9 protein-coding genes are annotated in these 12,045 nt (G+C 58.5%); 7 read left to right on the top strand and 2 right to left on the bottom strand.

The window, feature by feature from the left end; translation table 11 throughout:
- Window positions 1-82: 82 nt before the first annotated feature.
- From malZ to ACMWJS_RS12735, 3 genes are all read left to right on the top strand, one after another.
- Entirely contained in the window at window positions 83-1,900 is a 1,818-nt protein-coding gene (gene malZ, locus ACMWJS_RS12745) for a maltodextrin glucosidase (RefSeq protein ID WP_334762028.1), read from the top strand.
- Window positions 1,901-1,986: 86 nt separating this feature from the next.
- Window positions 1,987-4,602 (top strand): DUF2339 domain-containing protein, encoded by a 2,616-nt coding sequence (locus tag ACMWJS_RS12740; protein WP_414747155.1) that lies wholly within the window; start codon window positions 1,987-1,989, stop codon window positions 4,600-4,602.
- Entirely contained in the window at window positions 4,599-5,984 is a 1,386-nt protein-coding gene (locus ACMWJS_RS12735; RefSeq protein WP_414747154.1) for a DUF3999 domain-containing protein, read from the top strand. Before ACMWJS_RS12740 ends, ACMWJS_RS12735 begins: the two co-directional genes overlap by 4 nt.
- Window positions 5,985-6,027: 43 nt before the next feature.
- Here the strand turns inward: ACMWJS_RS12735 and ACMWJS_RS12730 are convergent, their stop codons facing one another.
- Both ACMWJS_RS12730 and acpH read right to left on the bottom strand, forming a co-directional pair.
- A complete protein-coding gene (locus tag ACMWJS_RS12730; RefSeq protein WP_008503347.1) occupies window positions 6,028-6,630 on the bottom strand; it encodes a peroxiredoxin in 603 nt (200 codons plus the stop codon).
- A gap of 251 nt (window positions 6,631-6,881) precedes the next feature.
- On the bottom strand, window positions 6,882-7,463 hold the full coding sequence (gene acpH / locus ACMWJS_RS12725; protein WP_414747153.1) for an ACP phosphodiesterase: 582 nt from the start codon (window positions 7,461-7,463) through the stop codon (window positions 6,882-6,884).
- A gap of 92 nt (window positions 7,464-7,555) precedes the next feature.
- Here acpH and queA point away from each other — a divergent pair, with 92 nt between their 5' ends.
- From queA to secD, 4 genes are read left to right on the top strand one after another with little or no spacing between them, the layout of a single operon-like run.
- Complete coding sequence (gene queA, locus ACMWJS_RS12720) at window positions 7,556-8,626, top strand: tRNA preQ1(34) S-adenosylmethionine ribosyltransferase-isomerase QueA (protein ID WP_414747152.1); 1,071 nt, start codon at window positions 7,556-7,558, stop codon at window positions 8,624-8,626.
- Between the two features lie 53 nt (window positions 8,627-8,679).
- Window positions 8,680-9,807, top strand: coding sequence for a tRNA guanosine(34) transglycosylase Tgt (gene tgt, locus ACMWJS_RS12715; RefSeq protein WP_003859110.1), 1,128 nt, complete (start codon window positions 8,680-8,682; stop codon window positions 9,805-9,807).
- A 22-nt stretch (window positions 9,808-9,829) separates the two neighbouring features.
- Window positions 9,830-10,162 carry a preprotein translocase subunit YajC gene (gene yajC / locus ACMWJS_RS12710; RefSeq protein ID WP_003859109.1) on the top strand — a complete coding sequence of 111 codons (333 nt, stop codon included), beginning with the start codon at window positions 9,830-9,832 and terminating at the stop codon, window positions 10,160-10,162.
- 27 nt (window positions 10,163-10,189) lie between these two features.
- Window positions 10,190-12,037, top strand: a complete 1,848-nt coding sequence (gene secD, locus ACMWJS_RS12705; RefSeq protein ID WP_072052285.1) for a protein translocase subunit SecD — start codon at window positions 10,190-10,192, stop codon at window positions 12,035-12,037.
- Window positions 12,038-12,045: the final 8 nt, after the last annotated feature.

Here is a 12,045-nt window from a genome sequence, read left to right as displayed (position 1 = left end):
CCCCCAATAAATCCCATCATGGTGAGCTATCCTTAACCACCCTGTGGCAAGGTGACGTCAATTTCATCAAAGGGGATTCGTGATGTTAAACGCCTGGCACCTTCCGGTTGCCCCATTTGTTAAGCAAAACAAAGACAACCTGGTGATTACGCTCTGGCTGGCGGGTGAAAATCAGCCTGAACGCGTGACGCTCCGCGCCGAAATCGATAATGAAGAGACCGGGCTGAAAATGCACAAGCTGCGCAGCCAGCCGCAGCCGGGGATCACCGCCTGGCGGGCGAATATCGACCTGCGTAGCGGACAGCCGCGTCGCCGCTACAGCTTCAAGCTTTTGTGGAACAACCGTCAGCTGTGGTTTACCCCGCAGGGGTTTAGCCGTTTCCCGCCCGCACGGCTGGAGCAGTTTGCTGTGGATTACCCGGATAACGGCCCGCAGTGGGTTAACGATCAGGTCTTTTACCAGATTTTCCCGGACCGTTTTGCGCGCAGCGAAAAGCGCACTGCCGACCAGGATAAGGTCTACTACCACCATGCCGCGGGCCATGACATTATCCTAAAAGCGTGGGATGAGCCGCTGACCGCGCAGGCGGGCGGATCGACCTTCTACGGGGGCGATCTCGACGGCATCAGCGAAAAGCTGCCGTACCTGAAAAAACTGGGCGTGACGGCGCTCTATCTCAACCCGGTGTTCAAGGCCCCGAGCGTACATAAATACGATACCGAAGATTATCGCCACGTTGACGCGCAGTTTGGCGGTGACGAGGCGCTGCTGCGCCTGCGTAAGAACACCCAAAACGAAGGCATGCGTCTCATTCTGGACGGCGTGTTCAACCACAGCGGAGATTCGCATGCGTGGTTTGATCGGCATAACCAGTCGATGGGCGGGGCATGTCATAACCCGGATTCGCCGCAGCGCGACTGGTATAGCTTTAATGAGGAGGGGCGTGCGCTGGACTGGCTGGGCTACCCGAGCCTGCCGAAGCTGGATTTCCAGTCGCCAACGCTTGTGAACGAGATTTACGGCGGGGAAGACAGCATCGTGCGCCACTGGCTGAAGGCGCCGTGGAATATGGACGGCTGGCGTCTGGACGTAGTGCATATGCTCGGCGAAGCGGGCGGGGCGCGGAATAACCTTCAGCACGTCGCCGGGATTACGCGCTCGGCAAAAGCGGCCCAGCCGGAGGCGTTCGTCTTTGGCGAGCACTTTGGCGACGCGCGCCAGTGGCTGCAGAACGATGCGGAAGATGCGGCGATGAACTATCGCGGCTTTACCTTCCCGCTGTGGGGATTCCTCGCCAACACCGATATCTCCTACGATCCGAATCATATCGACGCTGAAACCTGCATGGCGTGGATGGAGAACTACCGCGCCGGTCTGTCGCATCAGCAGCAGCTGCGGATGTTTAACCAGCTCGATAGCCACGACACCGCGCGCTTTAAATCCCTGCTCGGCAAGGATGTCGCGCGTCTGCCGCTGGCGGTGACCTGGCTCTTCACCTGGCCGGGCGTACCGTGCATCTACTACGGAGACGAGGTGGGGCTGGACGGCAACAACGATCCGTTCTGTCGCAAAACCTTCCCGTGGGCGCCGGAGAAACAGGACAAGGTGCTGTTCAGCCTGTATCAGCGCCTGGCGAAGTTGCGTAAGCAGAGTCTCGCCCTGCGCTACGGCGGCTGTCAGGTGGTGTACGCCCACGATAACGTGGTGGTGTTTGCTCGCGTCTATAACCAGCAGCGCGTGCTGGTGGCGATCAACCGGGGCGAGGCCTGCGAAGTGGTGCTGGATGATTCACCGCTGCTGAAGGTGGCTGCGTGGAAGAGCAAAGAGGGCAAGGCGACGATACAGGACGGCGTGCTGGCGCTGCCTGCAATATCCGCGACGATCTGGTTCGGCAGCTAATGCGCTAATGTTTCCACCTTTTAAGATGGCGCAAATGCAACGATTTGTGTCAATCTTAACGGATCGTTTACGGTGAAGGTGGAAACATGGACGAGCTTTACATCCTTGGCTGTTTATTCCTGGTTTTTGCGCTGCTGGTTGCGCCCGTGCTTGCGGTTATCGGGTTTAACCGAAGTACGGCAGCGCAGCAGGAGATCGCCCGGCTACGCCAGCGCATAGAGGCGCTTGAGCAGCGCGGCGTGCCTGAGAACGCGCCGGAGCCGGTGCAGACCGCCGCGCCGGTGGCTATGACCGCGCCGGTGGTGGAGGACGCTCCCGCGTCTGTCGATCCCTGGCGCCCCGATATTCCCGCTGCGGTGGCAGAACCCGCTCAGGCTCCTGCGCCAGTGGCAAAACAGCCTTCAGCCTTTGGCGGCATCCTGACGTCGCTGGCGCGCTGGTTCATGCAGGGTAATCCGCTGGCGAAGCTGGGGATCCTGCTGCTCTTCCTCGGCCTCTCTTTCCTGCTGCGCTATACCGTCGAACATTCCCTGTTCCCGCTTGAGCTGCGCCTCGTGGCAACCGCGCTGTTTGCCATTGTTCTGCTGGCTGTCGGGTGGCGACTGCGGCACAGGCAGCGCGTCTATGCGTTGATCCTCCAGGGCGGGGCGACCGGCGTGCTCTACCTGACGGTGTTTGGCGCCTTCCGGCTCTGGCAAATGTTGCCGATGACGCTGGCTTTTGCGCTGCTGGTGGTGATTTGCGCGGCGAGCGTCGGGCTGGCGGTGCTGCAGAAGGCGCTGAGCCTTGCCATGCTGGCGAGCCTCGGCGGCTATCTTGCGCCGCTCCTCTTGTCTACCGGGGGCGGCAGCTCTGTCGCGCTGTTCTCTTTCTACCTCCTGCTGTCCATCGGCATTCTTGCTATCAGCATCTGGCAGCACTGGCGCGAGCTGAACCTGCTCGGGCTGCTGTTCACGTTCGGCGTGGGCGGCCTGTGGGGGCTGAATGACTACCAGCCTGAAGACTATTGGATCTGCCAGCTGTTCCTGATAGCCAATACGCTGATATTCGGCGTGCTGAGCGTGGCGCTGTCGCTGCGGGCGCAGGAGAAAGGGAAGCAGATCGTTGACGGTGTGCTGCTGTTTGCCCCGCCGCTGATCGGCTTCGGGATGCAGTACGGCATGACCCGACACTGGGAATATGGCCCGGCGCTTAGCGCGCTGGGATACGGCGCATTTTATCTCACCCTTGCGTACCTCGCGCTGCGGCGCTATCCCTCCCTCGGACGGCCGCTGGTCATGGCGGCGCTGGCGATCGGCGGCGGGTTTGCCACGCTCGCCATTCCGCTGGCGCTGTCGGCGCGCTGGACGGCAATGGCCTGGGCGCTGGAGGGGCTGGGTATCCTCTGGCTGGGCGTGCAACAGCAGCAGCGGCGGATGAGCTATAGCGGGACGGCGCTGCTGGTGCTGGCGCTCGGCAGCGCGCTGTGGGCGCAAACAAACGGCGTTACGCCGCTGAGCCTGCTCCTTATCTTCGCCATCCTTAGCCTTTGCTGGCTGGCTGCGGCCTGGCTGTGGCGGACTCTCTTCCTGCCGGTCAGCTGGGCGCTGCTGGCAGGTGGTCTGCTGTTCTGGCTCGTGGCGCTATTGGGCGCATCGCGGCTGGCATTGACGAAGGAATTACCGATTCTGGCGGGCGTGCTGGCGCTGACGGCGGCGTCGGCCTGGGGCTGGCGGCAGGTGGCCGCTCGTCTGGCGTGGCGAGAGCTGGACGCCAGCAAATGGCTGCTCTGGCCGGTTATGCTGCTGATGGTGGGTTATCAGCTCTGGCACCAGCAGATCGCCTCCGCCGGCTGGTCAAACCTGGCCTGGTGCGTTGCGCTTCCTGCCGCGCTAATGCTGCTGCGGCGCGACGGTGAAAGACTCCTGCCGCGCATCGCGATGGGGCTGCATCTGTCGCTGTTGTGGATGATTTTACTGGCGCTGGCCGCCGAGCTTTACTGGTTTGCCCGGTCCCTGCCGTGGGGCATGGCGGCCTGGGGCAGCGGACTGGCGATGGCTGCAGGCGGCGGGATGATTATGGTGCTCTCTGCTGCGGTACGGCGTCGCGTGTGGCCGTTCCGGGAGTGGCCTGCGCTCTACGCCTGCCTGGCACCGATTCCCGTAGTCGTGGCGCTGCTGGTATTGCTGGTGGTGACCAATTTCCAGGACGGCGTGGTCTATCGTCAGACCTGGCTGCCGCTGGTGAACCCGCTTGAGGAAGGTGCCGCGTTCGCGTTGCTGGGTCTGGTGGTCTTTTATCGGGCGGTGGATCGCTACTACCCGGCGTGGCTTGCGCAAGCGCGCCCGTGGCCTGCCGTTGCGCTCATGGCGTTTGGCTTCTGGTGGCTAAACGGTGCGCTGATGCGCGCCCTGGCCTGGTACGGCGACGTGGCCTGGAATATGGCATCGCTATGGGATTCGCGGCTTATCCAGACCAGCTTTGCCCTGTTCTGGATGTTGAGCGCGCTGGTAGTCATGATCCATGCCACCCGTCGGGCTTCCCGGCAGGAGTGGCTCTGCGGTGCCGCGCTGCTGGGTGTGGTGATGGTTAAGCTGATGCTGGTGGACAGCGCGGGCGGAGGCGGTCTGTCGCGCGCGGTGGCGTTTATCGGCGTGGCGATACTGGTGCTGATAGTGGGCTATTTCTCGCCGCTACCGCCAAAAACAGGAGATGAAAAATGAAATGGATGAAAGCGGTAGCGTGTACCGCGCTGCTGGCGCTTTCCGGCCCGGCGTTCTGCGACGAGGTACCCGTGGAATCGCCCCGGGACTATGCCTTTGGTCGTTCACTCGACACGTCCGTTCCTTCCCGGTGGTATCGGGTGATGCTGCCGCTTGCCGTCTATGAGCAGAGCGCGTCAGCGGATCTGCATGATGTTCGCGTCTTTAACCAGTCGGGCGAGCCGGTTCCCTTTAGCCTGATCGCCGCAACGCGCCCGCAGGACACAGCGCACTCCACGGCGCTGCGTCTCTTTCCGCTGGATGCCTCGCCGCTCGCGGCTGGCTCAGACGCCGGTGACAGCGATAAGATCCTGCTCCGTTCCCGAAACGGCGTTGAGATTGTGCTGGAGGGGCAAAAAGCCGCCGCAGCCGGGCAACATTACCTGCTGACCTTGCCGGAGCAGACGACGGGTGAGCTGGCCATATCCCAGCTGCAGCTGCTCTGGAATACCCCGCAGTCGCCCTGGCAGGGAACGGCGTCGGTCTATTACAGCGAGGATCTTAAGCGCTGGTATACCCTGCGCGAAGATATGCCGCTGCTGGACGTCGCCAGCGGTCAGGATCGCCTTAAGCTCGATCGGATCGATACCGATACGGTTTTATCTCCCGAGGCGAATCGCTATCTCATGGTGGTGCTGAATACGCAGAGCAAGGGGATAACGTTGACTGGCGTAAACGCAATCAGCGCACCTGCGCAGGCGGCCCCGGAAGAGATCAATCTTGAGGGAGAAGGGGAGCCGCTATCGACAAGCGAAGCGCAGTGGCGCTGGGTGCGCCCGCAGCCGCTGAGTGCTGTCAGCATTTCGCTGAACGGTGATGGTGTCCTTCCCGTGGAGATCGCGTGGCGCAGTACGGAAAAAGACGCATGGCACCCCCTGAAAAAAGAGGTGATTTACCGTCTGGAGGGAAAAACGTCCGGACCGGTTTCGCTTAGCGGGGGCCTGGTGCAGGCCGTGAAAATCACGACGCTGAATGCGCGTCTGCCAGAATACCTGCCGAGCGTCACGGGGCATCGCGATCGCTATGACCTGGTGTTCAACGCGCAGGGGAAAGCGCCGTACGTGCTTGCCTGGGGCAACGGCGCCGCAAAGCCTGCCAGCGTGGAGCCCGACATGCTGATCCCCGCCGATCTGCGTAAGACCTATGCTATGGCGAACCTGCCGCAGGCCGACATAGTGGATGACGTTGCGTTAGGCGGCGAGGGGCGTCTGACCGCCACCTCTGCGGCCGATCGGGCGAGCTGGATGAACGCCCTGCTGGTGTGGGGCGTGCTGATTGCGGGCGTGCTCCTGCTGGCGGGCATGGCCTGGCGCATCTGGCGGGAAACGCAGCGTAAGGCATAAAAAAAGGCCCGCATAAGCGGGCCTTTCTCGTAAACCGTGCCGATTACAGGCTGGATACGTTCTCAGACAGGTATTTAGCCACGCCGTCTGGGGAAGCAGCCATACCTTCTTTACCTTTTTCCCACTGAGCCGGGCACACTTCGCCGTGCTCTTCGTGGAACTGCAGCGCGTCAACCATGCGCAGCATTTCGTCGATGTTACGACCCAGCGGCAGATCGTTCACAACCTGGTGACGAACGATGCCGTTCGCGTCGATCAGGAAGGAACCGCGCAGCGCAACGCCAGCGTCCGGATGTTCGATACCGTAAGCCTGCTGGATTTCGCGTTTGATGTCCGCAACCATTGCGTATTTCACCGCACCGATGCCGCCTTTGTCGACAGGGGTGTTACGCCATGCGTTGTGTACAAACTCAGAGTCGAAGGAGACGCCAACCACTTCTACGCCACGCTTCTGGAATTCTTCATAACGTTTGTCGAACGCGATCAGCTCAGACGGGCAAACGAAAGTGAAGTCCATTGGCCAGAAGAACAGAACGGTCGCTTTACCGTTGGTGTGCTGTTTGAAGTTGAAGTTTTCAACGATTTCACCGTTGCCCAGAACTGCTGCAGCTGTAAAATCCGGAGCCGGACGAGTTACCAGAACCATATGATTCTCCTGTAGATACTAAGGTTATTTGGAACGCAACGCGAGCCAGTATAGAGAGTGTTCATGGATAAGACAAAGAGGTGGTGACAATCGTTCCGCCAGCTTTTACCTATCAATGTCATTTTTATACACAAAATCATTCAAGTTGCATCAAGGCGGCAAGGCTGGGAATCCCCGGGAGCTTACTTAAGTAAGTGACCGGGGTGAGCAGACGTAGCCAACGCAGAGGCAGCTTGAAGGATGACGTGTATTCAAAGTTGTTTGTTTTTCGCCTGTACCATCATGCGCGGGTAAAACTGCCAGAAGCGGGTCTCCAGCGCATCGTAATGTTCATCCAGGTCATACCAGGAGTCGCGCAGCGCATCAAGCCGTGGTCGACGGCTTGCCATTCCGTTCAGCACGTTCTGGATGAAGTCCATCTCGCGATAGCGCTCCAGCCAGCGTTCCGACCACAGATAGTTGTTCAGATTGACAAAGCGCGGCGGCGAGTCGGGCAGAATGATCGACACCTGCTGGTGGGCATAGCGCACAAATTCGGGCAGGGATAGCTCCGGCGAGAGTTGTGCCCAGTGGCGCGACAGGAAGTGATCCCACATCACGTCGAGCGTGATCGGCGCAACGCGGCGCGTTTCAGGGCGGAACCACGCTTTGGCTTCCGTCACTTCCGGCAGTTTATCCGTCAGCACGTCGATGCGGCGGTGCATAAAAATCCCGTCGACAACCTCAGGGGCGTAGTCTTCTGCGGGATTACCGCGTACGAAATCGGCCAGCAAATTGCCCGAGAGGGAGCTGTCAGCGAGGTGCGCGAGATGCAGGTGAGCGAGAAAATTCATGCGTTTTATTTGTCCGGGGGCGGCTAGTTGTTGCAGCAAAAGGGTGTGAGCACTAGACTATGCCGCCTGTTTTTAAGTCACGAGTATACGTCATGCGCGTCGCCGATTTCTCCTTTGAACTACCTGAATCCCTGATTGCTCACTATCCCATGCCTGAGCGCAGCAGCTGTCGCTTACTGTCACTGGATGGGCCAACGGGCGAGCTGACGCACGGTACTTTCACCGATTTGCTCGACAAGCTCAACCTTGGCGATCTGCTGGTCTTTAACAATACCCGCGTGATCCCGGCGCGCCTGTTCGGCCGTAAAGCCAGCGGCGGCAAGATTGAAGTGCTGGTCGAACGTATGCTCGATGATAAACGTATTCTGGCACATATTCGCGCCTCCAAAGCCCCGAAGCCGGGCGCGGAGCTGCTGCTGGGCGATGATGAGAGCATCAAGGCGACCATGACCGCGCGCCACGACGCGCTGTTCGAAGTGGAGTTTAACGACGAGCGCACGGTGCTTGATATCCTGAATGCCATCGGCCACATGCCGCTGCCGCCGTATATTGAGCGCCCGGACGAAGAGGCCGACCGCGAGCTGTATCAGACCGTCTACAGCCAGAAGCCTGGCGCGGTCGCGGCCCCAACGGCAGGTCTGCACTTTGATGAGCCGCTGCTGGAAAAACTGCGCGCGAAAGGCATTGAGATGGCGTTCGTGACGCTGCACGTCGGCGCGGGTACCTTCCAGCCGGTGCGCGTGGACAGCATTGAAGATCACATCATGCACTCTGAGTATGCTGAAGTGCCTCAGGACGTGGTGGACGCGGTGCTGGCGGCGAAAGCGCGCGGCAGCCGCGTCGTGGCGGTCGGTACGACGTCTGTGCGCTCGCTGGAGAGCGCCGCGCAGGCAGCGAAGAACGATCTTATTGAGCCATTCTTTGGCGATACGCAGATCTTTATCTACCCGGGCTACCAGTACAAGGTGATTGACGCGCTGGTGACCAACTTCCATCTGCCTGAATCGACGCTGATTATGCTGGTCTCCGCATTCGCGGGTTATCAGCATACGATGAATGCCTACAAGTCTGCGGTAGAACAAAAATATCGCTTTTTTAGCTACGGTGACGCGATGTTTATCACGTACAATCCGCAGGCTTTGAATGAGCGTGTCGGGGAATAAGTCCGCGGCACCGTGTTACAACGTTGGACTGTTTTTCTGACGTCGGAGAAAAAATGAAATTTGAACTCGATACCACCGACGGTCGCGCGCGTCGCGGTCGCCTGGTGTTTGATCGCGGTGTGGTGGAAACCCCCGCGTTTATGCCTGTGGGTACGTACGGCACCGTAAAAGGGATGACGCCGGAAGAAGTTGAAGCCACTGGCGCGCAGATTATCCTCGGCAACACTTTCCACCTCTGGCTGCGTCCGGGTCAGGAGATCATGAAGCTCCACGGCGACCTGCACGACTTCATGCAGTGGAAAGGCCCTATCCTGACCGACTCCGGCGGTTTCCAGGTCTTCAGCCTGGGCGATATCCGCAAGATCACCGAGCAGGGCGTTCACTTCCGTAACCCGATCAACGGCGATCCGATTTTCCTCGATCCAGAAAAATCGATGGAGATTCAGTACGATCTCGGCTCTGACATCGTGATGATCTTCGACGAATGCACGCCGTATCCGGCCGACTGGGACTACGCCAAGCGTTCTATGGAAATGTCTCTGCGCTGGGCGAAGCGTAGCCGTGACCGTTTTGACTCCCTGCAGAACAAAAATGCGCTGTTCGGCATTATCCAGGGCAGCGTTTACGAAGATTTACGCGATATCTCGGTTAAAGGTCTGGTAGAGATAGGTTTTGATGGCTACGCTGTCGGCGGTTTGGCTGTGGGTGAGCCGAAGGAAGACATGCACCGTATTCTGGAACATGTCTGCCCGCAAATCCCGGCGGATAAACCACGATACCTGATGGGCGTGGGTAAACCGGAAGATCTGGTTGAAGGCGTACGCCGCGGCATTGATATGTTCGACTGCGTCATGCCAACCCGCAACGCGCGTAACGGCCATTTGTTCGTTACCGATGGCGTGGTGAAAATCCGTAACGCGAAGCATAAGAGTGACACCAGCCCGCTCGATTCCGAGTGCGATTGCTATACCTGTCGCAATTATTCTCGCGCGTACCTGCATCATCTCGATCGTTGCAATGAGATTTTGGGCGCGCGTCTCAATACCATTCATAATCTTCGTTATTATCAGCGCTTAATGGCTGGTTTACGTAAGGCTATCGAAGAGGGTAAATTAGAGAGCTTCGTGACCGATTTCTACCAACGTCAGGGGCGGGATGTTCCACCGTTGAACGTTGATTAATTTTAATAATGAGGGAATTTGAATGAGCTTTTTTATTTCTGATGCGGTAGCGGCAACAGGTGCTCCAGCGCAGGGCAGCCCGATGTCTCTGATTCTGATGCTGGTTGTGTTCGGTCTGATCTTCTACTTCATGATCCTGCGTCCACAGCAGAAGCGCACCAAAGAGCACAAAAACCTGATGAACTCCATTGCGAAAGGCGATGAAGTGCTGACTAACGGTGGTCTGGTCGGTCGCGTAACCAAAGTGGCTGAAAACGGCTACATTGCTATCGCCCTGAACGACACCACTGAAGTGGTCATCAAACGTGACTTCGTAGCTGCCGTTCTGCCGAAAGGCACCATGAAGGCGCTGTAATCCCAACTTTTCCCAAAGGGAACTGCCGTGTTAAACCGTTATCCTTTGTGGAAGTACATCATGCTGGTCGTCGTGATTCTCGTCGGCCTGCTGTACGCGCTTCCCAACCTGTATGGTGAGGATCCGGCTGTTCAAATCACTGGCGCGCGCGGTGTCGCCGCCAGTGAGCAAACGCTGATCCAGGTCCAGAAAACGTTACAAGAAGAAAAAATTACCGCTAAGTCTGTGGCTCTGGAAGAGGGGGCAATTCTTGCTCGCTTCGACACCACCGACACGCAGCTCCGCGCACGTGAAGCGCTGATGGGCGTGCTGGGTGATAAATACGTCGTGGCGCTTAACCTTGCCCCTGCAACCCCGCGTTGGCTGGCTGCGATGAATGCAGAGCCAATGAAACTCGGTCTTGACCTGCGTGGCGGCGTTCACTTCCTGATGGAAGTGGATATGGATACCGCGCTTGGCAAGCTGCAGGAACAGAATATCGACAGCCTGCGCAGCGATCTGCGTGATAAAGGCATCGCTTACACCACCGTGCGTAAAGAAGATAACTACGGCATGAGCATCACGTTCCGCGACAGCGCGGCGCGCGATCAGGCTGTAGATTACCTGACCCAACGTCACCGTGACCTGGTGATCTCCTCGCAGGGCAGCAACCAGCTGCGCGCGGTGATGACCGATGCGCGTCTGAAAGAAGCGCGTGAATATGCCGTTCAGCAGAACATCAACATTCTGCGTAACCGTGTAAACCAGCTGGGTGTGGCTGAGCCGCTGGTGCAGCGCCAGGGTGCTGACCGTATCGTGGTTGAACTGCCGGGTATCCAGGATACCGCGCGTGCGAAAGAGATTCTGGGGGCGACCGCCACGCTGGAATTCCGTCTGGTCAATTCCAATGTCGATCAGTCCGCTGCCGCAGCAGGCCGTATTCCGGGTGATTCCGAAGTGAAACAGACTCGTGAAGGTCAGCCTGTTGTGCTGTACAAACGCGTGATTCTGACCGGTGACCATATCACCGACTCCACGTCGAGCCAGGACGAATACAACCAGCCGCAGGTTAACATCTCGCTCGATAGCGCGGGTGGTAACATCATGTCTAACTTCACCAAGGACAACATCGGCAAGCCGATGGCAACCCTGTTCGTGGAGTACAAAGACAGCGGTAAGAAAGATGCGAATGGTCGTGCGGTGCTGGTGAAAGAGGAAGAGGTGATTAACATCGCCAACATCCAGTCTCGTCTGGGTAACAGCTTCCGTATTACCGGTATTAGCAACCCGAACGAAGCGCGTCAGCTCTCTCTGCTGCTGCGTGCCGGTGCGCTGATTGCGCCAATTCAGATTGTTGAAGAACGTACCATTGGTCCAACGCTGGGGATGCAAAACATCCAGCAGGGCCTGGAAGCGTGTCTGGCCGGTCTGGTGGTCTCTATCCTCTTCATGATCTTCTTCTATAAGAAGTTTGGTCTGATTGCGACCTCCGCATTGATCGCGAACCTGGTGCTGATTATCGGCATTATGTCCCTGCTGCCGGGGGCGACGCTGACCATGCCGGGTATTGCGGGTATCGTTCTGACCCTTGCGGTGGCGGTCGACGCCAACGTACTGATTAACGAACGTATCAAAGAAGAGTTGAGCAACGGTCGCTCTGTTCAGCAGGCGATTGATGAAGGTTATAAAGGCGCGTTCAGCTCTATCTTCGATGCGAACGTAACAACACTGATTAAGGTTCTTATCCTGTATGCAGTGGGTACTGGCGCGATCAAAGGCTTTGCGATTACAACCGGTATCGGTGTCGCAACGTCAATGTTTACCGCTATTGTCGGCACCCGTGCCATCGTGAACCTGCTGTACGGCGGCAAGCGCGTCAAAAAGCTGTCTATCTGAGGAGTGCG

It is taken from the genome of Enterobacter sp. HK-058-C-ECC, from assembly GCF_047531125.1.
GTDB classification, from domain to species: domain Bacteria; phylum Pseudomonadota; class Gammaproteobacteria; order Enterobacterales; family Enterobacteriaceae; genus Enterobacter; species Enterobacter quasiroggenkampii.
This window is presented reverse-complemented; position numbering and strand designations above follow the sequence as displayed.